Source organism: Pseudomonas sp. TH04, assembly GCF_016651355.1.
GTDB lineage: Bacteria > Pseudomonadota > Gammaproteobacteria > Pseudomonadales > Pseudomonadaceae > Aquipseudomonas > Aquipseudomonas fluorescens.
On the sequence record NZ_JAEKEA010000001.1, the window covers coordinates 4039358 to 4065544 of the forward strand.

At 60.9% G+C, this 26187-nt stretch carries 20 protein-coding genes; 3 read left to right on the top strand and 17 right to left on the bottom strand.

Annotation, left to right across the window (positions count from 1 at the left end):
* Positions 1–165 precede the first annotated feature (165 nt).
* From JFT85_RS18130 to betI, 9 genes are all read right to left on the bottom strand, one after another.
* The gene (locus JFT85_RS18130; RefSeq protein WP_053258807.1) at positions 166–1344 is read right to left on the bottom strand and encodes an NAD(P)/FAD-dependent oxidoreductase; all 1179 of its coding nucleotides are present in this window, start codon (positions 1342–1344) and stop codon (positions 166–168) included.
* Positions 1345–1501: 157 nt separating this feature from the next.
* Entirely contained in the window at positions 1502–2839 is a 1338-nt protein-coding gene (gene dbpA / locus JFT85_RS18135) for an ATP-dependent RNA helicase DbpA (protein ID WP_232005461.1), read from the bottom strand.
* A gap of 130 nt (positions 2840–2969) precedes the next feature.
* Entirely contained in the window at positions 2970–4397 is a 1428-nt protein-coding gene (mdtD, locus tag JFT85_RS18140; RefSeq protein WP_053258409.1) for a multidrug transporter subunit MdtD, read from the bottom strand.
* A 36-nt stretch (positions 4398–4433) separates the two neighbouring features.
* Positions 4434–5324 carry an alpha/beta fold hydrolase gene (locus JFT85_RS18145; protein ID WP_053258408.1) on the bottom strand — a complete coding sequence of 297 codons (891 nt, stop codon included), beginning with the start codon at positions 5322–5324 and terminating at the stop codon, positions 4434–4436.
* 311 nt (positions 5325–5635) lie between these two features.
* Positions 5636–6952 (bottom strand): TldD/PmbA family protein, encoded by a 1317-nt coding sequence (locus JFT85_RS18150; protein ID WP_201230240.1) that lies wholly within the window; start codon positions 6950–6952, stop codon positions 5636–5638.
* Positions 6952–8394: a TldD/PmbA family protein gene (locus JFT85_RS18155; protein WP_073638405.1), complete on the bottom strand. Its 1443-nt coding sequence runs from the start codon at positions 8392–8394 to the stop codon at positions 6952–6954. The genes JFT85_RS18150 and JFT85_RS18155 overlap by 1 nt, the downstream gene beginning before the upstream one ends.
* Before the next feature lie 204 nt (positions 8395–8598).
* A complete protein-coding gene (gene betA / locus JFT85_RS18160) occupies positions 8599–10302 on the bottom strand; it encodes a choline dehydrogenase (protein ID WP_053258405.1) in 1704 nt (567 codons plus the stop codon).
* 137 nt (positions 10303–10439) lie between these two features.
* Complete coding sequence (betB, locus tag JFT85_RS18165; RefSeq protein WP_053258404.1) at positions 10440–11912, bottom strand: betaine-aldehyde dehydrogenase; 1473 nt, start codon at positions 11910–11912, stop codon at positions 10440–10442.
* A gap of 109 nt (positions 11913–12021) precedes the next feature.
* Positions 12022–12615 (bottom strand): transcriptional regulator BetI, encoded by a 594-nt coding sequence (gene betI, locus JFT85_RS18170; RefSeq protein WP_010207128.1) that lies wholly within the window; start codon positions 12613–12615, stop codon positions 12022–12024.
* Between the two features lie 390 nt (positions 12616–13005).
* Between betI and JFT85_RS18175 the strand changes: the two genes are divergently transcribed.
* Entirely contained in the window at positions 13006–14940 is a 1935-nt protein-coding gene (locus JFT85_RS18175; protein ID WP_232005460.1) for a BCCT family transporter, read from the top strand.
* A gap of 183 nt (positions 14941–15123) precedes the next feature.
* On the opposite strand, the gene choV is transcribed toward JFT85_RS18175, so the two are convergent.
* The 3 genes from choV to JFT85_RS18190 all read right to left on the bottom strand — a co-directional run bounded on the left by choV (position 15124) and on the right by JFT85_RS18190 (position 18159).
* Positions 15124–16302, bottom strand: a complete 1179-nt coding sequence (gene choV, locus JFT85_RS18180; RefSeq protein ID WP_073638404.1) for a choline ABC transporter ATP-binding protein — start codon at positions 16300–16302, stop codon at positions 15124–15126.
* A complete protein-coding gene (gene choW / locus JFT85_RS18185; protein ID WP_053258401.1) occupies positions 16299–17144 on the bottom strand; it encodes a choline ABC transporter permease subunit in 846 nt (281 codons plus the stop codon). The genes choV and choW overlap by 4 nt, the downstream gene beginning before the upstream one ends.
* Before the next feature lie 67 nt (positions 17145–17211).
* The gene (locus tag JFT85_RS18190; RefSeq protein WP_201230241.1) at positions 17212–18159 is read right to left on the bottom strand and encodes a choline ABC transporter substrate-binding protein; all 948 of its coding nucleotides are present in this window, start codon (positions 18157–18159) and stop codon (positions 17212–17214) included.
* A gap of 416 nt (positions 18160–18575) precedes the next feature.
* Between JFT85_RS18190 and JFT85_RS18195 the strand changes: the two genes are divergently transcribed.
* Together JFT85_RS18195 and gbdR are read left to right on the top strand one after the other, a co-directional pair.
* Entirely contained in the window at positions 18576–19952 is a 1377-nt protein-coding gene (locus JFT85_RS18195) for an L-serine ammonia-lyase (RefSeq protein WP_053258399.1), read from the top strand.
* 508 nt (positions 19953–20460) lie between these two features.
* Entirely contained in the window at positions 20461–21564 is a 1104-nt protein-coding gene (gene gbdR, locus JFT85_RS18200) for a choline metabolism transcriptional regulator GbdR (RefSeq protein ID WP_053258397.1), read from the top strand.
* Positions 21565–21677: 113 nt separating this feature from the next.
* Here gbdR and JFT85_RS18205 read toward each other — a convergent pair whose 3' ends face one another.
* The 5 genes from JFT85_RS18205 to JFT85_RS18225 all read right to left on the bottom strand — a co-directional run bounded on the left by JFT85_RS18205 (position 21678) and on the right by JFT85_RS18225 (position 26128).
* Positions 21678–21941: a hypothetical protein gene (locus tag JFT85_RS18205; RefSeq protein ID WP_053258396.1), complete on the bottom strand. Its 264-nt coding sequence runs from the start codon at positions 21939–21941 to the stop codon at positions 21678–21680.
* A gap of 380 nt (positions 21942–22321) precedes the next feature.
* A complete protein-coding gene (locus tag JFT85_RS18210) occupies positions 22322–23482 on the bottom strand; it encodes a gamma-butyrobetaine dioxygenase (protein WP_169875566.1) in 1161 nt (386 codons plus the stop codon).
* A gap of 9 nt (positions 23483–23491) precedes the next feature.
* Entirely contained in the window at positions 23492–23971 is a 480-nt protein-coding gene (locus JFT85_RS18215; RefSeq protein ID WP_187601237.1) for a thioesterase family protein, read from the bottom strand.
* 126 nt (positions 23972–24097) lie between these two features.
* Positions 24098–25063, bottom strand: a complete 966-nt coding sequence (locus tag JFT85_RS18220) for an L-carnitine dehydrogenase (protein WP_069552014.1) — start codon at positions 25061–25063, stop codon at positions 24098–24100.
* A 177-nt stretch (positions 25064–25240) separates the two neighbouring features.
* Positions 25241–26128 carry a 3-keto-5-aminohexanoate cleavage protein gene (locus tag JFT85_RS18225; protein WP_053258392.1) on the bottom strand — a complete coding sequence of 296 codons (888 nt, stop codon included), beginning with the start codon at positions 26126–26128 and terminating at the stop codon, positions 25241–25243.
* Between the last annotated feature and the right edge of the window lie 59 nt (positions 26129–26187).

A 26187-nucleotide genomic window follows, 5' to 3' on the forward strand; every position in this document is an offset into this window, starting at 1 on the left:
TCACATCCAACAGCAAAATATATTCCCGCCATTGCATTCCAAATAGGGAATGCAATCAATGTGGGAGGGGGCTTGCTCCCGATAGCGGTGCAACAGTCACTCATGAATTGACTGCTACACCGCCATCGGGAGCAAGCCCCCTCCCACATTTTTTACCGCGTAGTGTCAGGCGTATTGCGCCGCGGCGTAGCCCGACGCCCACGCCCACTGGAAGTTGAACCCGCCCAGGTGGCCGGTCACATCCAGCACTTCGCCGATGAAGTACAACCCCGGGCTTTTCAGCGATTCCATGGTCTTGGACGACACTTCGCGCGTATCCACACCGCCCAGTGTCACCTCGGCGGTGCGGTAGCCCTCGGTGCCGGCCGGCACCAGTTGCCAGCTCGCCAGTTTTTGCGCGATGTCGGCCACTTCGGCGTGGGTGTACTGCTTCATCGGCTTGGACACGAACCAGGTTTCCGCCAGCAGGTTGGCCATTTTCTTGGTGAAGATCTCACCCAGCAGGGTTTTCAACTCGCTGTTGGGGCGTTCGACCTGTTGCTGTTGCAACCAGGCGTGGGCGTCGTGGTCGGGCAGCAGGTTGATTTCCACCGTGTCGCCGGATTCCCAGTACGAGGAAATCTGCAAAATCGCCGGGCCGCTCAGGCCACGGTGAGTGAACAGAATGTTCTCGCGAAAGCTCTGGTCATTGCAGCTGACCAGGCAATCCACGGAGGTGCCCGACAACTCGCCACACAAATCCTTGAGCTGGTCGGTGATGGTGAACGGCACCAGCCCGGCGCGGGTCGGCAGCAGTTCATGGCCGAACTGCTTGGCCACTTGGTAACCAAAGCCGGTCGCGCCCAAGGTCGGAATCGACAGGCCGCCCGTCGCGATCACCAGGGATTCGCAGCGCAGCTCACCCAAGGTGGTTTGCAGCTGGTAACCGCTCTCGAGCTTGGCGATTTCCTCGATCGAGGTGTCCAGGTGCAGGCTCACGCCGGTCTGGATGCATTCATCGAGCAGCATGCCGAGGATGTCGCTGGACTTGTTATCGCAGAACAACTGGCCGAGCTTTTTCTCGTGGTACGGCACGCCATGCTTGGCAACCAGAGCGATAAAATCCCACTGGGTGTAGCGGGCCAGGGCCGACTTGCAAAAGTGCGCGTTGTGCGAGAGGAAGTTGGCGGGCTCGGTGTACATATTGGTGAAATTGCAGCGGCCACCGCCGGACATCAGAATCTTCTTGCCGGCCTTGTTCGCGTGGTCGATCAACATCACTTTGCGCCCACGCCCGGCAGCGGTCAGCGCACACATCAAGCCTGCGGCGCCGGCGCCAATGATCACAACTTCGGTCGAGCGCACAGCCATGTCCTCATACAAATTCTGAATTGAAATACAGTCAAATGTGGGAGGGGGCTTGCTCCCGATAGCGGTGTGTCAGCCAGAATTCTATCAGCTGATACACCGCCATCGGGAGCAAGCCCCCTCCCACATTAGATCTCCATTGGAGGGGAGCTCTTTACAGGATGCGCACGCGCAACGAACGGCCTTTGATCTTGCCGTCGTTCAAACGCTGCAGCGCCTGCTTGGCGATCCCGCGCTCCACGGCCACGAAGGCCTGGAAGTCAAAGATCGCGATCTTGCCGACCTGTGCGCCCGGGATGCCGGCTTCACCGGTCAGTGCACCGAGGATGTCGCCCGGGCGGACTTTGTCTTTGCGGCCGGCGGCGATGCAAAGGGTGCTCATCTGTGGCAGCAGCGGGCCACCGCTTTGTGGCTTGAGGTTGTCCAGTTGGTCCCAGTTCAACGGCGATTTCTGCAATTGCTCGATGGCCTGGGCGCGGTGCGCTTCCGACGGCGCCACGAGGCTGATCGCAATCCCTGTCTCACCGGCACGCCCAGTACGACCTACGCGGTGGATGTGGATTTCCGAATCGCGGGCCAGCTCGACGTTGATCACCATGTCCAGCGAGTCAATGTCCAGACCACGGGCGGCTACGTCGGTCGCCACCAGCACCGAGGTGCTACGGTTGGCGAACATCGCCAGCACCTGGTCACGGTCACGCTGTTCCAGGTCGCCATGCAGGCCGACGGCGGAAATGCCCTTGGCCGTCAGGTGATCCACGGTTTCCTGCACTTGCTGCTTGGTGAAGCAGAACGCTACGCACGACGCCGGGCGGAAATGCGCGAGCACCTTGGTCACGGCGTCCATGCGCTCTTCCGGCGAGATCTCGTAGAAACGCTGCTCGATCTGGTCATCGGAGTGGAAGGCTTCAGCTTTCACTTGCTGCGGCGCGCGCATGAATTTCGACGCCAACTGCTTGATGCTCACCGGGTAGGTGGCCGAGAACAGCAGGGTCTGGCGGCGTGCCGGGGTCTTGCTGATGATGTCTTCGATGGCGTCGTAGAAGCCCATGTCGAGCATACGGTCGGCTTCATCGAGGATCAGCGTGTTCAAGCCGTCCAGTACCAGCGAACCTTTGCGCAGGTGCTGCTGGATGCGGCCCGGGGTGCCGACGATGACGTGGGCGCCGTGTTCCAGGGAAGCGATCTGCGGGCCGAGGGACACGCCGCCACACAGGGTAAGCACCTTGATGTTGTCTTCGGCGCGGGCCAGACGACGGATTTCCTTGGCGACCTGGTCGGCCAGCTCACGCGTCGGGCACATCACCAGGGCCTGGCAGCCGAAGTAGCGCGGGTTGATCGGGTTCAACAGACCGATACCGAAGGCGGCGGTCTTGCCGCTGCCGGTCTTGGCCTGGGCAATCAGGTCCAGCCCTTTGAGGATCACCGGCAAGCTTTGCGCCTGGATCTGCGTCATCTCGACATAACCCAGCGAGTCGAGGTTAGCCAGCATGGCGGCGGAGAGCGGCAAAGTATTAAAAGCGGTGGCGATGGTAGTCACGGGACTGGCTCTGCAAAACAAAATGTTGCGCAGTGTACCAGTCCCACAGGATTTTCCCCGCAAGTTCTAGACGGGAAGCCTGTTAATGCTCGATGTCGTGCTCGCGGCTGATCACGCGCTTGCCGTCGGTGGGCGACAGTTGCAGGAAGATCGCCGCCGCCAGCATGGCCATGATGCCCACGGTGAGGAAGGTCAGTTGGAAGGCGCCGAGCACGGTGCTGACACCATCGTTGCCCGACTCGGCGGTAAAACCGCCGAGCAAGGCACCGGCACACGCGACGCCCAGGCTCAGGGACAATTGCGCCACCACCGAGAGCAAACTGTTGCCGCTGCTGGCCTGAGCATCGTCCAGGTCGATCAGGGTGACGGTGTTCATCGCAGTAAATTGCAGGGAGTTGATCGCCCCGAGGATCGCCAGCATGCCCAGCAGCAACCAGTAAGGCGTCTGTTCACTGACCAGGCCCATGCTCGCCAGCATGATGCCAAGCGCCAAGGTATTGCCGGTCAGCACCACGCGGTAGCCGAGGCGTTCGATCAAGGTGCGGGCAATCGACTTGGCAAACATCGCCGCCGCCGCCAGCGGCAGCATGCTCATCCCGGCTTCCGATGGCGAGTAACCCAGCGCCACCTGCAACAGCAGCGGCACCAGGAATGGCAAGGCGCCGCTGCCCAGGCGCGCAAACAGGTTGCCGAGAATGCCCACTGCGAAAGTCCGGGTCTTGAACAGCACCGGCGAAAACAGCGGGTTATCGATATGGCCGGCGCGCAGCCAGTAGGCCGCGAGGCACGCCAGCCCGCCAAACAGCAGCAACATTACCCGCAGATGCGGCAGGTGCAGTTCGCCCAGGCCTTCCATGGCGATGGTGATCAACACCATCGCCGCGCCAAACAGCACAAACCCCATGCTGTCAAAGCGCGTGCGCTCACTGCCGCGCAGGTCGGGGATCAGTTTCCACACGGCGTAACAGCCGATCATGCCCACCGGCAGGTTGATCAGAAAAATCCAGTGCCAGGTCAGGTATTGCACCATCCAGCCGCCCATGGTCGGGCCAAGCAACGGGCCGAGCAGGCCGGGGATGGTAATGAAGCCCATGATCCGCACCAGCTCGGAGCGCGGGTAAGCGCGCAGCACAACGAGGCGCCCGACCGGCAACATCAGCGCCCCGCCCAAACCCTGGATGACCCGCGCGCCGACCAGCATGGTCAAGCTGCTGGACAGGGCGCACAACAGCGAACCAATGCTGAACAGCATGATCGCGCCGAAGAAGATTTTCTTGGTGCCAAAGCGGTCGGCGATCCAGCCCGAGGCCGGAATGAGCAAGGCGACGGTGAGCATGTAGGCGATCACCACCCCTTGCATGCGCAGCGGGTTTTCGGCGAGGTCCCGGGCCATGGCCGGCAGGGCTGTGTTGAGAATCGTCCCATCCAGCGACTGCATGAAGAAGGCAATCGCGACCACCCAGGGGAGCCAGCGGGCGGTTTTGGCATCAAGAGGGGCGCGATTCGGCATGGGCGACCTTTTGGTTAGCAGGCTATGTGTCGGCGATTATGCGCCATCCGTTGCGCCTTTTCCCACTGGCGGTTCGTCTAAATCTGGCAATGGCGCGTGCTCCCCGACCAGGAAATCCAGCAGGGCGCGGTGCACCGCCAACGCCGCCTCGCGAGACTCAAGGTCGAGCAAGTGACCGGTGTGCTCGGCGACGGCGAACGTGCTGCGCCCCACATATTTATTGAACAGCCGGGCCTCGGTTGCCGGGGTGTATTCATCCAGCGCGCCGTTGATGAAATGCACCGGGGTTTCGATTTGAGTGAGTGCCGGCAGGTAGTTGCCGTCGCCCAGGCCCAGCACCTGGTGGATATGAAAGCGTGCCTGGCGGTACTCGGTAGTCGCCATGCCCGACAGGTGCCGATGGTTATTGCGCTTGAGCCGGGGGCACAGGTATTTGCCGACGGTTTCGTTTAGCAGGTGGCCGACGGCGGACTTGTCATCCGCCTCGATCAGCACCCGCACGCGTTCCACGTAATCGAGCATCGCCTGGTTGAGGTTGGGCGCCAGGGCCATCACCACCGAGCTTTGAATGGAGGGCGGGTTGTGGGCCAGGGTCAGCAACGTGGAGATGCCGCCCCAGGAGGCCGACACCAGATGGTTGACCTGAAACCGGTCAACCAGCGCGCGCAGGATTTGTACCTCGTCGTCCTTGGTCACAAGGTCCAGGTTCGTGTTGTGCTCGCGCGAATGGCCGGAGAACGGCAGGTCGAACAGCAACACATTGAAGTGTTCCGCCAGGCATTTGCTGGTGCGCGCAAACGAGCGGGTGGTGGACAGGGCCCCATTGACCATCAGGACGGTTTTTCTTTGCGGGTGGTGACCTAGCTGCTCTACGTGAACGTTGTAGTGTTTGAACAGCTTTTCTATGACAAAACTTCCATGGTCCATGTCAACGCTCCAGCTTGCCCTATCCCGGGCAAGGTCGTGCATCACGTGCGAACACGTGGGGTGGTGGCGGGGTGCCACTAACCGTTATAACGAGGTTTTTTGCGGGCGACAACAGGCCGCACAGGGAGAAGTGTGAGATGGGATTTTGCGGTAGGAAGGGGTGAAACGGGGGTGTCAGAAACGAACACAGAATATTGTGGGAGCTGGCTTGCCTGCGATGGCATCACTGCGGTCCTGCTGACACACCGAGTTGTTTGCATCGCAGGCAAGCCAGCTCCCTAATAAGCCAGTTGCCACATTGGGTTTTGTATTTACAGGGTTAAGGTCAGGCGCTTGACCAACGCCCCCGGCAGCAAGTTGGACGCGGTATTACGCTGGCTGTACGTACTGGCCGACAACAGCAGTTCCCGCTCGGCGGTCAGCGCTTCGAGTTGTGAGCCGAGCAGGCTATAGACGCTGTCATCAAAGCGCATGGTGCTGACCGGCGCCTTGATTTCGCCGTCCTCCACCCAGAAGGTGGCGAAGCGCGTCATGCCGGTCAGGCGTGCGGCCGGCAGGTCGGAGTAGTTCAGGTACCACAGGTTACTGATATACAGCCCGGTGCCCAACTGCTTGAGGATATCGGCCTGGGCCAGGCTGCCCGCCGCCATCTGCAAGGCGCTGGGCGACTCGTCGCTGCTCGCCCCGTTGGTGCTCAGGCCGTATTCGGCGGCACTGCGCGAGTTGATCAACTGGCCTTGCGCTTTGCCCGCATTGATCAGCGTGACATCCCCGCGCGGGTAGCCTTCGGTGGAAAACGCCTGGCTCAGTGAGCCGCTGATCTGCTCATCGACTTTTACCAAGGGGCTCAACGACTGTTCACCCGCATACAGCTTTTGCAATGAGCTGCCTTTGCTGGCGATGGCCTGGGCGGAAAACCCGCCCCAGGTAATGATGCTGAGGATTTCTTCCAGCGCCGCCGGGGCGAGGTAAGCGCGGTATTGGCCGGGGGCCAGGCTGTGTAACGGCCGACCCAGGAATGCCAACTGCTCGCGTGCTTGCAGGAACCGCGCGGCGAACTCGGCGCTGTCCCAGGTGTGCCCGGCGTAGGTGGCTTTTACCGCTTCGCCATTGGCGTGAAACAGGCTGAAATCGAAGTTGAAGCTATTGGCCTGATGCCAGCCGAACGCGCCGTCCGAACTGGCGAAACCACGGCTGATGGGGCCTGCGGCATAGAAGCCGACCAGGTCTACGCCTTCTGCCGCCTGGCTGATGTCGTGCAGTACCTGGGCCAGTTCCGGTAGCGGGCGCAGCTGTTCGTTGTGGCTTTGCCAGGCGTTGTGATTGAGCAGCAGGTACGGGTCCTGCGGCAATAAGGGCAAGGTCTCGCGCAGTTGTTGCAGGCCATTGGCGAGGCGTTGGCGGTCCAGCGCCGGCTCACCGGCCAGGGTGATAGTGAGGTCGGCATGACGGCCGTCGTGGATCAGCTTGAGGTTCAGGCTGGCCTGTTGCACCTGCCCGGCCTGGCGTACTTGCGCGTGGTTAAACCGCACGAACTCGGAGGATTCGCCAGCAAAGCCAAGGTGGAATTGTTCCTTGTCGGTAGTGGCCTGCTTGAGCCAGTCCACCAGTGCCTTGAAGTTGTTCATCAGGCCTCTCCCCCAAAAACGTCGACAGCACTGAACACGCACGCAGGTGACGCATGGCCCACGCGGATCACTTGGTTGGGTTCGCCTTTGCCGCAGTTCGGCGTGCCCAGGACCTTGAAGGTGCTGGCGTCGCCGACGGCGCTGAGCTTGCGCCAGAACTGCGCGGAAATGGCGCGGTAGTTGGGGTTTTTGACCACGCCCTTGAGCTCGCCGTTTTCGATCAATTGGCCCCACTCGCAGCCGAACTGGAATTTATTGCGCGCATCGTCGATGGACCAGGAGCGGTTGGTGCTCATCAGGATGCCGTGCTCGATACCGCTGATCAGCTCGGCCTGGGTCTTGTCGCCCGCTTCGATATTCAGGTTGGCCATGCGGTCGATCGGCGCGCGGTTCCAGCTGCAGGCGCGGCTGTTGGCGACGCCACCCAGCCCTGAGCGAAATTGCGACAACGCGCCGCCCAATGGCTTGAGCAGCAGGCCGTCACGGATCAGGAACTGCTTGGTGGCGCGGGTACCGTCGTCGTCATGGCTGTAGCTGGCGAGTTGTTCAGGGATGTCCGGGTCGAACGTCACGTTGAGCAAGGGCGAACCGTATTGCAGGTGGCCGAAGTCGTCGGCCTTCACAAAGCTGGTGCCGGCGTAATTGCGCTCATCGCCCAGGATGCGGTCCAGTTCCAGCGGGTGGCCGATGGACTCGTGGATCTGCAGGATCATTTGGTCGGGCATCAGCAGCAGGTCGCGCGGGCCGTGAGGCGTGTTCGGTGCGAGCAGCAGTTGCAGGGCTTCGTCGGCGACCGTGCGGGCGGCGCCGACCAGGCCGAAGCGGCGAATCACGTTCGCACTGCCTTGCTGGCCGAAGTTGGTACCGCCCAAGGTGCGGGTCTGGCTGTCGTTGCCATCGAAGGCGGTGACGCTCAGGCCCGGGTAGACGAAACGCTGGGCCTGGCGCAGTTCGGCACCGGCACTGTTGAGGTAGATCTGTTCCACATGGGTGGTGCCCAGGCTGACTTCCCAACTGACCAGGCGCTCATCCTTGGGCACGGCGGCAGACTCGTCACCGAGCAGTTGGTAGCAGTCGCTTAAAGAAGGGAAGGGCTGGTCGAGATCCGGCGACAGGTAGTCGGCGACGTCGCTGGAGACCGGCTGCGTGTGCAGGTCGAGCAGGGCGTGGGGCAAGATCCGCCGGGCTTGCTGTTCGGCGCGCTCAAGGGCGGCTTGCAGGCCGGCAAGGGAAAGGTCGTTGGTGGCGGCATAGGCTTCGACACCGTTGAGACGCACGGTGAGCATGGCGCCCTCGTCGTGGTTCAGGTGTGGCGGCTCGGCGACGTTCTTGCGTACCGACAGGTATTGGCCGGATTCACGCACATAACGCAGCGAGAAAAATTCAGCGGTGGTGCGCAGGGCACTGAAGTGCTTTTTGAGTGTGGCGTGGTGGTCGAACATGGGGCCTTCCTTGTGGGCGGCTCATCGCGGGCAGGCAACAGAGTAGGCCTGGGGCGGGGAGCTGATCAAGGAAAGTGTAGGCGGGGGATTTACAGCGCTTGTTCGGGCCTCTTCGGGAGCAAGCCCCCTCCCACACTTGATCGGGTTAACACGGTCAAGATGTGGGAGCGGGCTTGCTCGCGAATGGGCACCGCGGTGTATCAGTTACTGCGCAGTCGGGCCGACTTCACGCAGCGGCTTGCCACGCACCGGCGCATCGCCTGCCACGTAGTAGTCGGCGGTGCTGCGCGGCAGTGGTTTGCGGCCACGGATCTTGTCGGCGATTTTCTCGGCGATCATGATCGTCGGCGCATTGAGGTTGCCGGTGGTGATGATCGGCATGATCGACGCATCGACCACACGCAGACCCTGCATGCCATGCACGCGGCCTTCGCCGTCCACTACCGCCATCTCGTCGGTGCCCATCTTGCACGAGCAGGACGGGTGGAACGCAGTCTCGGCGTGCTCGCGGATGAACTTGTCCAACTGCTCATCGGTTTGCACGTCAATACCCGGGCTGATTTCACGGCCACGGTATGGGTCCAGCGCCGGCTGTTGCATGATTTCACGGGTCAGGCGGATGCCGTCACGGAACTCCTGCCAGTCCTGTTCGGTGGCCATGTAGTTGAAGAGGATGCTCGGGTAGTCCCGTGGGTTCTTCGACTTCAATTGCACGCGGCCACGGCTTGGCGAACGCATGGAGCCCATGTGCGCTTGGAAACCGTGCTCTTTCACACCATTGCTGCCGTTGTAGTTAATCGCCACCGGCAGGAAGTGGTACTGAATGTTCGGCCAATCGAATTCTTCACGGGTACGGATGAAACCGCCCGCTTCGAACTGGTTGCTGGCGCCGATGCCGGTGCCGTTGAACAGCCACTCGGCCCCAATGGCCGGCTGGTTGTACCAGAGCAGCGATGGGTACAGCGACACTGGCTGGGTACAGGCGTATTGCAGGTACAGCTCAAGGTGGTCCTGCAGGTTTTCGCCGACGCCTGGCAGGTCGTGGACCACCGGGATGTCGAGGCTTTCCAGCAGTTTGGCCGGGCCTACACCGGAGCGTTGCAGCAGTTGCGGCGAAGCGATCGCGCCGCTGCACACCAGCACTTCTTTGCGTGCACGGGCTTCAACGCGTTCTTCAGCGGCGCCGATCAGGTAACGCACGCCCACGGCACGCTTGCCTTCGAACAAGACTTTGTCGGTCAGGGCGTGGGTGACGATGGTCAGGGTCGAACGCTTTTTAGCCGTGTCCAGGTAACCGCGAGCGGTACTGGCGCGACGGCCGTTAGGCGTGACGGTACGGTCCATCGGGCCGAAGCCTTCTTGCTGGTAGCCGTTCAAGTCGTCGGTACGCGGGTAACCGGCCTGTACGCCGGCTTCAACCATGGCGTGGAACAGCGGGTTGTTGCCGGCTTTTGGCGTGGTCACGCTGACCGGGCCATCGCCACCGTGGTAATCGTTCGGGCCGATGTCACGGGTTTCGGCTTTGCGGAAGTACGGCAGGCAGTCGAGGTAGCTCCAGTTTTCCAGACCTGGGAGCTTCGACCAGTTGTCGTAGTCCATGGCGTTGCCACGGATGTAGCACATGCCGTTGATCAGCGAGGAACCGCCGAGGCCTTTGCCGCGACCGCATTCCATCCGGCGACCGTCCATGTGTGGCTCTGGGTCGGTTTCGTAGGCCCAGTTGTAACGGCGGCCTTGCAGCGGGAACGCCAACGCGGCCGGCATTTGGGTACGGAAATCAAGACGGTAGTCCGGGCCGCCGGCTTCCAGCAGCAGGACGGTGACGCCTTCGTCTTCGGTCAGACGGGTCGCCAGGGTATTACCGGCGGAGCCGGCACCCACAATGATGTAGTCGTATTCTTGGGACATTGGATGCACCCTCTTTGAAGTGTGGTCAGGTCGGGCCTCATCGGGGGCAAGCCCCCTCCCACAGGGGAATACATTCCAGATGTGGGAAGGGGGCTTGCCCCCCGATGCCGGCCTCGCAGGCAATGCAAGCCTCGGGTTTAGAACACCGAGGCGTAGTCGCCCAGCTCAACCTGTACCGATTTGATGCGGGTGAAGTTGTTCAGCGAGCTGATGCCGTTCTCACGGCCAACGCCCGACTGCTTGTAGCCGCCCACCGGCATCTTGGCGTCGGACTCGCCCCAGGCGTTGATCCAGCAGATACCCGCTTCCAGCTGATGAATCACGCGGTGAGCGCGGTTCAGGTCTTTGGTGACCAGGCCGGCAGCCAGGCCGAAGTCGGTGTCGTTGGCGCGGCGGATCACTTCTTCTTCGGTCTCGTAGGTGAGGATGCTCATCACTGGGCCGAAGATTTCTTCACGGACGATGGTCATCTCGTCGGTGCAGTCGGTGAACACGGTTGGGGCAACAAAGGCGCCTTTGGCGAAGTCGCCGTCGGTCAGACGGTCGCCGCCGCACAGCACGCGAGCGCCTTCTTCCTTACCTTTGGCGATGTAGCCGAGCACGCTTTCCATGTGGGCGAAGCTGACCAGCGGGCCGAAGTTGGTGTTGTCGTCCTGCGGGCTGCCGACGCGAATGCGCGCCACACGCTCAACGATCTTGGCTTCGAAGGCCGCTTGCAGGTGCTTGGGCACGAACACGCGAGTGCCGTTGGTGCAGACCTGGCCGGAGCTGTAGAAGTTGGCCATCATCGCGATGTCGGCGGCGCGGTCCAGGTCGGCGTCTTCGAAGACGATCAGCGGGGACTTGCCGCCCAGCTCCATGGTCACTTCTTTGAGCGAGGAGCTGGAAGCGCTGGCCATGACTTTTTTGCCGGTGTCGGTGCCGCCGGTGAACGAGACTTTCTCGATGCGCGGGTGCTCGGTCAGCCAGGTGCCGACTTCACGGCCGCTGCCGGTCAACACGTTGAACACGCCTGCCGGAACGCCGGCTTCGGTGTAGATCTCGGCCAGTTTCAGGGTGGTCAGCGAGGTGACTTCGCTTGGCTTGAAGATCATCGCGTTACCCGCGGCCAGGGCCGGTGCGGATTTCCACAGGGCGATCTGGATCGGGTAGTTCCACGCGCCGATACCGGCGACCACGCCCAGCGGCTCGCGACGGGTGTAGACGAACGAAGTGTCGCGCAGCGGGATCTGCTCGCCTTCGATGGCCGGCACCAGGCCTGCGTAGTATTCCAGCACGTCAGCGCCGGTAACGATGTCGACGTACTTGGTTTCGGAGAAGGCTTTACCAGTGTCCAGGGTTTCCAGCGCGGCCAGTTCGTCGTTGCGCTCGCGCAGGATGTCGACGGCGCGACGCAGGATGCGCGAACGCTCCATGGCGGTCATGGCGGCCCAGATTTTCTGGCCTTTTTCAGCGCTGACCACGGCACGCTCAACGTCTTCTTTGGTAGCACGTTGCACGTTGGCGAGAACTTCACCGTTAGCCGGGTTGATGGCTTCGAAGGTGGCATCGCTGCCAGCGTCGCTGTAGCCGCCGTCAATGTAGAGTTTTTGCAGTTCGAAACGGGCCATAAAGTCCTCGCAAGTGCATAAGTGGTTGGCGTTACCCGCCGAAAGTGGGCCATGAGGTTCTGGCAACACTGAGCGGCGGACGTTCAGGGGTTGAGCGGTTATGTGTGCTCTAACTCACCTGCTTGGCCAATTGGAAATCCATGTATTCGTAAGCGATCCGTTGCGCCTGTTCCGTGTCGAAAGCGTCTCCCGACAGGGCGCCGCGCAGCCACAAACCGTCGATCAGGGCCGCCAGGCCTCGGGCTGCTTTGCGTGCGTGCGGCAGCGGTAGCACTCGGCGGAACTGGCAGCACAGGTTGGAATACAGACGTTGATCGTTGATCCGCTGCAACCTGTGCAATGACGGGTGATGCATGCTGGTGGCCCAGAAGGCCAGCCAGGTTTTCATTGCCGGTCCGTTGACCTGGCTGGCGTCGAAGTTGCCCTCGATGATCACCCGAAGGTGCGCCCGTGGGCTGTCGTCCTTCAGCGCAAGCCTGCGTTCGTGGACGTTCTCGATCAGCACATTCATTAAGTACCGCATCGTTGCGGCGATCAGGCCGTTCTTGTCCTGAAAGTAGTGACTGATGATGCCGTTCGAGACACCGGCCAAACGGGCGATCAGCGCAATGCTGGCATCTCCCATTCCAACCTGATCGATGGCCGTCAACGTGGCTTCGATCAACTGCTGGCGGCGTATGGGTTGCATACCGACCTTGGGCATGTAGCACCTCTCCTTAGGCCTGCCGATGGGCGATAAACGTCCGTCGGGTTGAAGGCCAGTCTATTTTGTTTTGATTGAACGTTCAATCAACAAAGAATAAGATCTGCGACAAATGGTCGCTCCCTACAGATATTTCCTACCTGTGAGCAGCAGCCTCTGACACCTGCAAAAATCCTTGAAACCGGCCATATCAGGGCCTGCCACCGCTTCGGCGGGGCTCAAGAATTTTCGGGGTGTCTTTATAACACCCGTCCGTCGACTGCCGAAAAATCGATGTCCCGGGATAACCGTTGCCTTGTGTTTCTCTCTCGCACTGCCCGGAGCATCTGCGCCATGAGTTCTGCCTCTCTTATAAAGACCCCGCCGGAAAAGGTACGGGTCAACGGTTGGGTGTTTTACACCTCCACCGCGCTGATTCTATTGTTGACCGCCATCCTGATCATCGCCCCGCAGGAGGCCGGGCGCATGCTTGGCGTAGCACAAGCCTGGCTTTCCAAAAGCTTCGGCTGGTATTACATGGTGGTCATCGCCGCTTACCTGGTGTTTGTGGTCGGCCTGGCGTTTTCGTCCTACGGCAAGTTGAAACTGGGCAGCAAGGACGACACCCCGGACTTCAGCTACGGCGCCTGGGCCGGCATGCTGTTCTCGTCGGGTATCGGCATCTCGCTGCTGTATTTCGGCGCCTCGGAGCCGTTGGACCACTACTTCAACCCGCCCGAAGGCGCGGCCGCCAGCAATGGCGCGGCACGCCAGGCGCTGCAACTGACCTTCCTGCACTGGGGCCTGCACGGCTGGGCGATCTATGCCTTGGTCGGCCTGGCCGTGGCGTATTTCGCCTACCGTCATAACCAGCCGCTGGCCTTGCGTTCGGCGCTGTACCCGCTGGTGGGCGAGCGCTGGGTGAAGGGCGCGGCCGGCCACGCGGTAGACGGTTTCGGCATGTTCGTGACCCTGTTGGGCCTGGTGACGAACCTGGGGATTGGTTCGATGCAAGTGTCGTCGGGGCTTGAAAACCTGTTCGGCATGCAGCACAGCAACACCAACCTGCTGATCGTGATTATCGTGATGAGCACCGTGGCGACCATCGCTGCTGTGTCGGGTGTGGAGAATGGTATTCGCCGCTTGTCCAACCTCAACATCGTATTGTTCAGCGGTTTGCTGATTTTTGTGCTGCTGTTCGGCCCGACCCTGCACTTGCTCAATGGCTTGGTGCAGAACACCGGTGACTACCTGAACGGTATCGTGCTGAAAACCTTCGACCTCTATGTCTACGAAGGCGATGCCGACAAAACCGAACGCTGGATGGGCCTGTGGACGCTGTTCTACTGGGCCTGGTGGATTTCCTGGGCGCCATTTGTAGGCATGTTCATCGCGCGTATTTCCCGTGGTCGCACGGTGCGTGAACTGGTGGCCGGCGTGCTGCTGATCCCGCTGGGCTTCACCTTGGCGTGGTTGTCGATCTTCGGTAACTCGGCTCTGGACCTGGTGCTGAACCACGGTGCGGTGGAGTTGGGCAAGACGGCGCTGGAACAACCGTCGATGGCCATCTACCAATTGCTGGAGCATTACCCGGCGTCGAAAATCGTTATCGGTGTGTCGATCTTTGTCGGCTTTGTGCTGTTCCTGACCCCGGCGGATTCCGGCGCGGTGATGATGGCCAACCTTTCTTGCAAAGGCGGCAATGTGGATGAAGATGCGCCGCACTGGCTGCGGATCTTCTGGTCGGCGGTGATCACGCTGGTGACCATCGGCCTGCTGTTTGCCGGCAACTTCGAAGCCATGCAAACCATGGTCGTGCTGGCCGGGCTGCCGTTCTCGGTGGTGCTGATTTTCTTCATGTTCGGTTTGCACAAGGCGATGCGCCAGGACGTGGCCATGGAGCAGGAGCAGGCACAATTGGCTGAACGTGGTCGCCGTGGTTTCAGCGAGCGCCTGACCGCGCTGGACCTGCAACCGAGCCAGGGCACCGTGCAACGCTTTATGGACAAACATGTGACGCCGGCGTTGGAACAAGCGGCGACTGCGTTGCGTGATCAAGGGCTGGAAGTGCAGACCCTGCTGGGCAAATCCAAGCGCTGCATTGGTGTGCGCATCGAGATGGAAGAGGGCAACCCGTTTGTTTACGAAGTAAGCCTGGATGCTTATTCGTCGGCACCGAGCGACGTGCCCGAAGAAGAGCGTACGCGTTACTACCGGGCCGAGGTCTACCTGCACAACGGGCCTCAGGAATACGACCTGATGGGCTTTGCCCAGGAACAAATCACCCGGGACGTGCTCGATCAGTTTGAAAGCCATCGGCAGCTCCTTGGCCGTGTCTATAGCTGATGCTTGAGCCGAGCGGTGCCCTCACGGGTGCCGCTTTTTTTATGTGTAAACAGAGCAAAATGTGGGAGCGGGCTTGCTCGCGAATGCGGTGTATCAGTGACAGATGTGCTGACTGACACACCGCATTCGCGAGCAAGCCCGCTCCCACATTGAACCCGTTCCTTCAGTTGTCTTCGCGCTGCCTTAGCCCAGGTTCTTGCCCAGCAGGGCATGGTAAAGCTCGCTGTCCCCCAAGATCCCGACCACCTGGTTGTTGGTGTGCAACACCAGCTTGTTCCCGGTGTGGTAACGAATCTGCAACGCATCGCGCATGCCGATATTGGAGTCCACCAGCGTCGGCACACGGCCCAAACCTTCTACCGCTTGCCCTGGCGCCCAGTTCTGCAGGTTCAGCACTTCGCCATTCTGGCGGGCACCTTTAATGGTGTTGCCTTCGGCCAGGTCCAGCCACGAGTCGCCACCCGGGTCCAGGCACACCGAACCGTTGATGCGTTTGCAGTTGTCCAGGGTGCGCATCAAGCTGCGACCACACAGCACGTTCAACGGGTTGGTATGGGCGACGAAGGTGCGCACATAGTCGTCCGCCGGGTTCAGCACGATCTCTTCCGGCACGCTGTACTGGATGATCTTGCCGTCTTTCATGATCGCGATGCGGCTGCCCAGCTTAAGTGCTTCATCCAGGTCATGACTGACGAACACGATGGTCTTGCTCAGCTTGCGTTGCAGCTCCAGCAGTTCGTCTTGCAGGCCTTGGCGAATCAGCGGGTCGAGGGCGGAGAAGGGTTCATCCATCAGCAGGATATCGGCGTCCATCGCCAACGCGCGGGCCAGGCCGACACGTTGCTGCATGCCGCCGGACAACTCGTCAGGCTTCTTGTTGCGCCATTGGGCCAGGCCCACCAACTCCAGCTTGTCATCCACCAGCTTGCGCCGTTCCTTCTCGGGGCGGCCCTGCATTTCCAGGCCGAAGCTGATGTTCTCGCGCACCGTCAGCCACGGCATCAGGGCGAACTTCTGGAACACCATGGCGATGCGCTTGGTGCGCATCATTTTCAGCTCGGCAGGTGTGCACGAGGCGATGTCGATCTGGCGGCCTTCATGTTCGACAAACAGCTTGCCGCGGCTCACGGTGTTGAGGCCGTTGATGCAGCGCAGCAAGCTTGACTTGCCCGAGCCCGAGAGGCCCATCAGTACGCAGATCTCGCCTTTCTCGATGTCCAGGCTGGCTTTTTCAACGCCGACAATCTGGCCGGTTTTTTTCAGGATCTCGTTGCGACTCATCCCTTGGTCGAGCAGCTTGAGGGCTTCGCGCGGGTCCTTGGAGAAGATCACATCGACATTGTCGAATCGGATAATGCTCATGCATCACCCCCTACTTTGGCGTCGGGTTGTTTGCAGATGCGGTCGAGCATGATGGCCAGCAATACGATTGCCAGGCCGGCTTCAAAGCCCAGGGCAATGTCGGCGGTGTTCAGTGCGTTGACCACCGGCTTGCCGAGGCCGTCGGCGCCCACCAGGGCCGCGATCACCACCATCGACAACGACAGCATGATGCATTGGGTAATGCCGGCGGCAATGCTCGGCATGGCGTGGGGCAGTTCAATGCGTGAGAGCAACTGACGGCGTGAGCAGCCAAAGGCTTTACCGGCGTCCATCAACTCTTGTGGCACATCGCGGATACCCAGGTAAGTCAGGCGAATAGGCGCGGCAATCGCGAACACCACCGTGGAAATCAGACCGGGCACCACACCCAGCCCGAAGAGGGTCAGGGTTGGGATGAGGTAGACGAAAGTCGGCACGGTCTGCATCAGATCGAGTACCGGCCGCATCATCGTGTAGAACAGCGGTTTGTGCGCGGCAAGAATGCCCAGCGGCACACCGATGACCACGCAGACCAGGGTGGCGAACAGCACCTGCGCGAGGGTTTCCATGGTTTCCTGCCAGTACCCCAGGTTCAGGATCAGCAGGAAGGAGGCGATGACAAACACCGTCAGGCCCCATTTGCGTTGAATGAAGTGAGCGAGTAGCGCAATCAGACCGATCAATGCCAGCGGATTGAACCAGGTCAGCGCAAACGTCACGCCGTGGATCATCGTTTCCAGTGTCGATGCGATTGCGTCGAAGTAGTTGGCGCCATGTTTGGTCAACCATTCGACGAAGGCAGCGATGTACTGGCCTAGTGGGATTTTCTGTTCAGTCAGCATGGTAGTGAATGTCCACATGCGAAGGGGAAAAACATCCCGGGCCAGCGTACCGGCCCGGGGTCAGCACTTACTTGGCGAGATACGCTTTTACGGCCTCCAGACCTGGTTTGCCATCGACGGTGGTCACACCGGCGAGCCAGGTGTCGAGTACGGCGGGGTTCTTCTTCAGCCAGGCCTTGGCGGCGGCGTCAGGCTTCATTTTGTCGTCCAGGACGTTACCCATCAGCGAGCTTTCCATGTCCAGGGTGAACGACAGGTTTTTCAGCAATTGACCAACGTTGCTGCATTCCTGGGTGTAGCCCTTGCGAACGTTGGTGTAGATGGTGGCCTGGCCGTAGTTGGGGCCGAACGAATCGTCACCCCCGGTCAGGTACTTGAGCTTGAAGCGGGTGTTCATCGGGTGCGGTTCCCAGCCGAGGAACACAATGGCCTGGGCACGTTTGGTGGCGCGTTCCACCTGGGAGAGCATCCCGGCTTCGCTGGATTCCACAACCTTGAAGCCTGCGTCTTTCAAGCCGAACTGGTTTTTATCGATGAGGGTCTGGATGGTGCGGTTGCCGTCGTTACCCGGTTCGATACCGTAGATCTTGCCGCCCAGCTCGTCCTTGAATTTGGCAATATCGGCGAAGTCTTTCAGGCCTTTGTTGTACAGATCTTCGGGGACCGCCAGGGTGTATTTGGCGTTTTCCAGGTTAGCGCGCACGGTTTCCACGGTGCCGGCATCACGGTACTGCTTGATGTCGTTTTCCATGGTCGGCATCCAGTTGCCGAGGAAGATGTCCATGTTCTTGCCGTCGGCCAGGGACTTGTAGGTCACCGGCACCGAAATCATCGTGGTGCGTGGCTTGTAGCCGAGGCCCTTGAGGATTTCGCTGGTGGTCGCGGTAGTGACGGTGATGTCGGTCCAGCCGACATCAGAGAAGTTGACGGTCTGACATTGTGCCGGTTCTGCAGCGTTCGCCAGGACTGGCAGACTCAACATGGCGGCCAACAACAACGAGGGTGAACCTTTCATCGGGGTAGACTCCTGTGTCTTTTTTCTGGCGGCATTCGCCGCGCTTTATACGTGTTGCGGTTGGGGCGTGCGATGAAGCGCAGGCACGGTGCCTTGCAAACGAGTCGAGACTGATCATGTACCAGTGAAAATCTGACGCCTACAGGGGGCGTCGTATCCAGTACAGGGATGGTCGTATCCAGTGTCGGTGACGTCGCTTACAGATTTTTCCAAAGGCAAAACTGCAGTTTTTACCGATCTGCACCGCAAAAAACGGCCAAAACGCCTGATCGCACGGACGCGACGCTAGTGAGCATGGGTGCGTCGGTGTGAGACGCCGTGAGGACCGCCAAAAGCTTGATGATGCGGCCATCTGGGCGATCTGAGCGTAGCACCTCGTTCAAGCCTGGCCGTGCTTATCGAGGAGTTCTACCGCAATGGCTATCAGCGTTTTCGACCTGTTCAAGATCGGCATCGGGCCTTCTAGTTCTCACACCGTCGGCCCCATGCGCGCCGCGGCGTTGTTCGTCCAAGCATTACGTGAACGTGAATGGTTGGAACAAGTCAGGCGCGTCGAAGTTCAGCTATATGGCTCGTTGTCGGCCACCGGCATCGGCCACGGCAGCGACACCGCCACCATCATGGGCCTGATGGGCGAGTGGCCGGACGCAATCGACCCGTCGCAAATCGGCCTGCGCATTCACACCCTGCGCGAGACCGACACCCTCTTGCTCGACGGTCACTTGCCGGTGCCTTTCATATGGGCGCGCGACATGCGCCTGCTCGACGAAAACCTACCGTTCCATCCCAATGGCATGACGCTGGTGGTGTTCGGTGATGACGGCGAACTGCACCGCGATACTTACTATTCGGTGGGTGGCGGTTTTGTGGTGGATGAAGCCCAGGCGCAAAGCGGTGTGGCCGACCTGGACCGCACCGAGCTGCCCTATGATTTCTCCAGTGCGGTGGAGCTGTTGCAGCTGTGCAAAACCCACGACCTGCGTGTGGCCGAGTTGATGCTGGCTAACGAAAAGGTCTGGCGCTCTGAAGAAGAAATCCGCAGTGGCCTGATGAAGCTCTGGCGGGCCATGCAGGATTGCGTGGAGCAGGGCCTCAAGCACGAAGGCATCTTGCCCGGTGGCCTGAATGTGCGGCGTCGCGCGGCCAAATTGCACCGCAGCCTGCAGGAACTGGGCAAACCGAATGTGATTGGCTCGACCTTGAGTGCCATGGAGTGGGTCAACCTGTTCGCCCTGGCGGTGAATGAAGAAAACGCCGCGGGTGGGCGCATGGTCACCGCGCCGACGAATGGGGCGGCGGGGATTATTCCGGCGGTGCTGCACTACTTTATGAAGTTCAGCGAAGAGGTCACTGAAGCCAACGTCGTCGACTACCTGTTGGGTGCGGCGGCGGTGGGGATTCTTTGCAAGAAAAACGCCTCGATCTCGGGGGCTGAAGTCGGCTGCCAGGGCGAAGTCGGTTCGGCGTGCGCCATGGCTGCCGCCGGGCTGGCCGAGATCCTCGGCGCCACGCCTGAGCAGGTGTGCAACGCCGCCGAAATCGGCCTGGAACACAACCTCGGCCTCACGTGCGACCCGGTGGGCGGGCTGGTGCAAGTGCCGTGCATCGAACGCAATGCGATTGCGGCGGTGAAAGCCATCAACGCGGCGCAGATGGCGCTGCGCGGTGATGGCCAACACTTTATCTCCCTGGACCGCGTGATCCGCACCATGCGCGATACGGGGGCGGATATGCATGACAAGTACAAGGAGACCTCGCGCGGCGGGTTGGCGGTGAGTGCGGTGGAGTGTTGACACCGAGTCGCCTGCATCGCAGGCAAGCCAGCTCCCACCTTTGAATGTATTCACAGATCAAAATGTGGGAGCGGGCTTGCCCGCGATGGCGGTAGCTCAGGCAACACTGCTCAAAAAGTGAACACCCAAATTCAAAAGCGCCACCTTTTAGCGCGTCGCAAACAGATAAGTAGCTCCCAAACGATTTCCTCCCCCACCGCCCGTCAGCCGTGCGTGCGGTGACAGACTTTTCCCACACCCTCAAAGCGCCTTCCCACAAGTGCTACCGAACTGCTCACACCCCTTGAACGAGGCTGTTCCTACGTCCTTTTCGGGTATATCCCGCACTTCCTGCGCGGGCTTATATAGACGCATCATCAGGTCGTTTTCAGGATTTATTGAATACCCATTCAATTTTAGGCATGGCATTTGCTCTATCAAATTAAAGCCTCTCTCTGCCCAAGAGCAGAGCGCAATAACAAGAGCCTCGCCTGAGGCCATCACCCGCTTTGTGTGAGGAGATACCGCGATGACGTCGTTCAACTCAGGGGCTCAACCCCAGAACCGTGCGCCTCAATCCATCGGCTTTTTGCTGCTGGACAATTTCACGCTGATTTCCCTGGCGTCGGCTGTGGAACCACTACGCATGGCCAATCAGCTGTCCGGTCGCGAGCTGTATCGCTGGACAACCCTGAGTGTTGACGGCAACCAGGTGTGGGCCAGCGACGGTCTGCAAATCACCCCCGATGCCGCCATGCACAAAGCCCCGGCCCTGGACACTGTCATTGTGTGCGGCGGCGTGGGTATCCAGCGCACCGTCACCCGTGAGCACGTGTCGTGGCTGCAAAGCCAGGCCCGCCAGTCGCGTCGCCTCGGCGCCGTGTGTACCGGCAGTTGGGCCCTGGCCTGCGCCGGTTTGCTCGACGGTTTTGACTGCAGCGTGCACTGGGAATGCCTGGCGTCGATGCAGGAAGCTTTTCCTCGCGTGGTCATGAGCACTCGCCTGTTTACCCTCGACCGTAACCGGTTCACCAGCTCGGGCGGCACCGCACCGCTGGACATGATGCTGCACCTGATCAGCCGCGACCACGGCCGTGAGTTGTCGGCCGCCATCTCCGAGATGTTTGTGTACGAACGCATCCGCAACGAGCAGGATCACCAACGTGTGCCGCTCAAGCATATGCTCGGCACCAACCAGCCGAAGCTGCAGGAAATCGTCGCGCTGATGGAGGCCAACCTGGAAGAGCCGATCGACCTGGATGAACTGGCGGTGTACGTCGCCGTGTCCCGTCGGCAGTTGGAGCGGCTGTTCCAGAAATACCTGCATTGCTCGCCGTCTCGCTACTACCTCAAATTGCGTCTGATCCGTGCGCGGCAATTGCTCAAGCAAACGCCGATGTCGATCATCGAAGTGGCCTCGGTGTGCGGGTTTGTGTCCACGCCGCACTTCTCCAAGTGCTACCGCGAGTACTTCGGCATTCCGCCACGGGATGAGCGCGTAGGTTCCAACACCGCCCAGCAAGTGGCGATGATGCCGATTCCGCAGGCGCTGGTGTTGTCACCGTTGTCGGGGCCGATGTCGGCGTTGAGTCAGGCGCGTAATGAGTCGACGTTTGCCAGTGTAAGGCTCTAAACCAACCGTGTGGCGAGCGGGCTTGCCCCGCGTTGGGCTGCGCAATGTGGTGTGTCAGGCAGACCTCAAACTGCGGGGTTTGGGGCCGCTTCGCAGCCCCACGCGGGGCTCTATCAGGCGCCGGAGTTTTGCTTGAACTGCACCAGCGCCGGCAACAACTGCTTGTCGATCGCCTGCCTCACCGCCGGCAAAATCGTCGCGCTGCCGGTGTACATCTGTTCCACCATGCCCTTGAGTGCCTTGGCCCGTGCGGCACTCAAACCGCGTACCGCACACTCGCAGGCCTGCTCGGCGGTGGCCCCGCTGGACACTTCAAAACCCAGCGAGCGCAGCTGGCTCAGCAGGTCGTGCTGGTCAATCAAATCCGCGTGCATCATGACGTTTATCCTGGTGTAGGGAACGGGGATTGAACTGGATTCTGGTAGGCCCTCGGCCGGTCGGCAAGGGCAGAATCAACGAATGGCTCAGATGGCTATGAACAGGTCGTTTTCGGGCCATTTACCGCCATGAGGAATGGGCACACTGACTGCCAGGCAAGCAGCTTGAAGGTTTGGTCACCCTCGGGATGTCACGCTCACACACCCAGCACTCTGCCCCGATCCAGTCACGGCTGGTTCGGGGCTTTTTTTTGCTTGGGATGTGCGGTGGCTGTGCTGGCCTCTTCGCGAGCAAGCCCGCTCCCACACTTGACCGAGTTTTATCTTGGAAACGCGGTCAAGTGTGGGAGCGGGCTTGCTCGCGAAGGGTGCGCCTTGGGCTACCGCTGCAACACCAGAATTCTAGAGAGCAGCTCATCCCGGTCGACATAGCAACCCTGGAAATGCCGCGCGCCGGAAGCCGGGTCAAACGCATTGCGCGCATGCAGCGTACGGCGGTTGTCGAAGCACCACAGCTCGCCCGGGTTCAGCCGCTGGACCACCCGAAAGCGTGCCTCGCGGGTCATGGCAATGAACCGCCGATACGCGCGATACAGCAACGGCATCTGCTCCACCGGCGCCTCAAACGGCCCGCGCAAAAAATTAGCCATGCGAATCTCGGCAACATCTCCCAAGGCATCCAGCGCAATGATCGGCGCGAGGCGGCGATAGTCGCTGTGGCGGTCTTTATTGCGAAACTCCACCGGGATCTCACACAGGGCACGAAACGCCTCGGGGTCTTCCGTGCGCAGTGCTGCGGCGATGGCAAACCCATCGACGAAAATACTCTCGCCACCCGTGGCATCGTTCACCAGGCAATGCAGAAATTGCAGGCCCGGTTGCAGCTCCCGCGTCGGTAAGTCGCTGTGCAGCGGCAGGTTGAAAGCGGTGTAGGCATTGCTGTCGGCATCGGCCTTGGATTGCACGTTGAACAGCACGCCGAAGTTGCTCTCGCGGATAAAGGCAATGCGCTGGGCGACCCGCGCCAGAGAGCCGGGTTCGGTCGGTACACCGCGGATTTGTGTAAGGCCTGAATCACGCAGAGCCAGCAACCATTGCAGCAAGACCTTGGGGTCTTCCATCACCGCGGCGTAGTCGAACACCGGCAGCGTAAACCGCTGATCCCACAGTTCGGATCGAGGTTTCGCCGCACGGCGTTCAGCGCGCGATTGATCATCATAGGCGTGCGCCCGCAGCCAGCCGGGAGCGTACCGGCTGAGATGGCCGCCGCTCCATTCCACCTGCAGAAAACCATCGTCGATGCAGGCACTGACAGCGCTGAGGTGTGCATCCACATCGACAATTTCCAGCACCTGTTCGCGGGTCACGCTGTACACGCATTCCGCGCAGGGGCAGTTGTCCCGCAGCCACTGATGATGAAACGGGCTCAGCCGCCCGTCGGCCCATTGCACGCGAATCTGATCGTCCAGCACCCGCGCATCGGCGAGCTCACTGATCAGCGGGTAAGTACGAAAATCGGCAACAGCGGCGGCGGTTGGCATGGCGATTCCTTATGGTTTTTTGGGTGGCAGTCCAATCACCCGGCCGAGGAGGGCGGGCCGTGGCAGGTCGGCCTGCTCAGCGCTGATGGCGATGAGTTTTTCCAGGGTCGCTTCGGTGAACGGCGCCGCATGCGGGCCGGCGAGATCGACGTGCAGCAACATCTGTTCGTTGCCTGCCAGTTCCTTCTCACCGCCCACCAGGTGCAGGCTGTGATAGAGGTGCAGGCGCTTGGCATCGTGGGCGATGAGCTGAGTGTGCACCTCCACTTCGGCACCGAGTTTTACCTCGTGCAGATAGTTGAGGTGCAGCTCCAGGGTGAACAGCGAGTGGCCGCTGGCTTCGCGGTTTTCGCTGTCCAGCCCCAAGGTGTCCATCAGTGCGTCGGTGGCGTAACTGAAAATCAGCAGGTAGAACGCATCGCGCAGGTGGCCGTTGTAATCCACCCAGTCGGGTTGGATTTTTGTGGTGTAAGCAGTCAGTGCAGGCATGGCGTGTAATCCGAAAATGTAATCGGTCAAAAATGTGGGAGCGGGCTTGCTCGCGAATGCGGTGTGTCAGTTGATGCATTCGGTACTGATCCACCGCATTCGCGAGCAAGCCCGCTCCCACATTAGTTACTCAGCGAAGCTCATACCGTGTTTGGCTTTGGTGGTTTTTACCGCTTCAAGCACCGCCAACAGGCAATCATCACGATAGCGCTCCAGCGCCGAAATGCTGTGCGTGCCCAACTGCTCGCGGGTGCCATCCACCACATCGTCAATCAACTTGTCGGTCAATTCCGGCGCCGGCAAGTACGTCCACGGCAACTGCAACGCCGGGCCGAACTGCGCCATGAAATGCCGCATGCCGGCATCGCCACCTGCGAGGGTGTAAGTCAGGAAGGTGCCCATGAACGACCAGCGCAAACCGGCGCCAAACCGGATCGCGTCGTCGATCTCGCCCGTCGTCGCCACGCCGTCATTCACCAGGTGCAACGCTTCACGCCACAGCGCTTCGAGTAGGCGGTCAGCGATAAAGCCCGGTACTTCCTTGCGCACATGTAACGGGCGCATGCCGAGGGATTCGTACACCTTGATCGCCGCTTGAACAGCCTCCGGTGCGGTGTGCTTGCCGCCCACCACTTCCACCAGCGGCAGCAGGTAAACCGGGTTGAACGGGTGACCGACCACGCAGCGCTCCGGGTGGGTCGAGCCTTCGTAGAATTCACTCGGTAGCAGGCCCGAGGTGCTCGAGCCAATCAACGCATTCGGCTTGGCCGCTGCGCTGATCTTGCTGTGCAGTTCCAGCTTCAACTCCAGGCGCTCCGGGGCACTTTCCTGGATGAAGTCTGCGTCTTTCACGCACTCTTCGATGGTCGCGACGAAGCGCAAGCGGTCCTGGGATGCACCGGCTGCCAGGCCGTGTTTCTCCAGCGCGCCCCAGGCATTGGCGACACGCTTGCGCAGGGCGGCTTCAGCGCCGGGCGCCGGGTCCCAGGCGACCACGTCCAGGCCGTGGGCCAGGGCGCGGGACACCCAACCGCTGCCGATAACGCCGCTGCCGAGGGCGGCGAAGGTTTTGATCTCAGTGATAAAACGCATGGCAAATTCCTAAAAATATTCGCAAATTCTGTTTTGGCAACCGGTTCAAAATGTGGGCGCGGGCTTGCTCGCGAATGCGCTGTGTCAGTTGATGCATTCGGTGGCTGATTCGCCGCCTTCGCGAGCAAGCCCGCTGCCACCTTTGATTCGGTTTCGGCAGTGAGTCCTGTTGCGTGTCTAGCCGCGTTTGGTCAGGCCCATCTTCACGCGGCCTTCAGCCGGGGTCATGACCCGCGCACCGAGGCGGCTGAGGATTTCACTGGCGCGTTCCACCAGTTGGCCATTGGTGGCGAGCACGCCTTTGTCCAGCCACAGGTTGTCTTCCAGGCCGACCCGCACGTTGCCGCCCAGCAGCACGGCTTGCGCCGCCATCGGCATTTGCATGCGGCCGATCCCGAAGCCGGCCCACACCGCATCGGCCGGCAAGTTGTCGACCATGGCTTTCATGGTGGTGGTGTCAGCCGGTGCGCCCCATGGGATACCCAGGCACAGCTGGAACAACGGGTTGTCGAGCAGGCCTTCCTTGATCATCTGCTTGGCGAACCACAGGTGGCCGGTGTCGAAAATTTCCAGCTCGGCTTTTACGCCCAGCGCTTGAATACGCTTGGCGCCGGCACGCAGTTGCGCCGGGGTAGACACGTAAATGGTGTCGCCATCGCCGAAGTTCAGGGTGCCGCAGTCCAGGGTGCAGATTTCCGGCAGCAACGCCTCGACGTGCGCCAGGCGAGTCAGCGGGCCGACCAGGTCGGTGTTGGGGCCGAACTCCATCGGGTGCTCGCCGCCGCCGATTTCGAGGTCGCCGCCCATGCCGGCGGTGAGGTTGACGATGATGTCGATGTCGGCCTCGCGGATGCGCTCCATCACTTCGCGGTACAGGGCGACGTCGCGGCTGAATTTGCCGGTCTGCGGGTCACGCACGTGGCAATGCACGACGGTCGCGCCGGCCTTGGCGGCTTCCACGGCGGCCGCAGCGATTTGTTTGGGGGTGACCGGCACGTGCGGGCTTCTGGCGGTCGTGTCGCCAGCACCGGTGAGTGCGCAGGTGATGATGACGTCGTGGTTCATGAGGCAGGTTCCTTACAGGCGGGCGTAGTGATGCCGTTCGCAGCCAGGCGCGGCTGCGA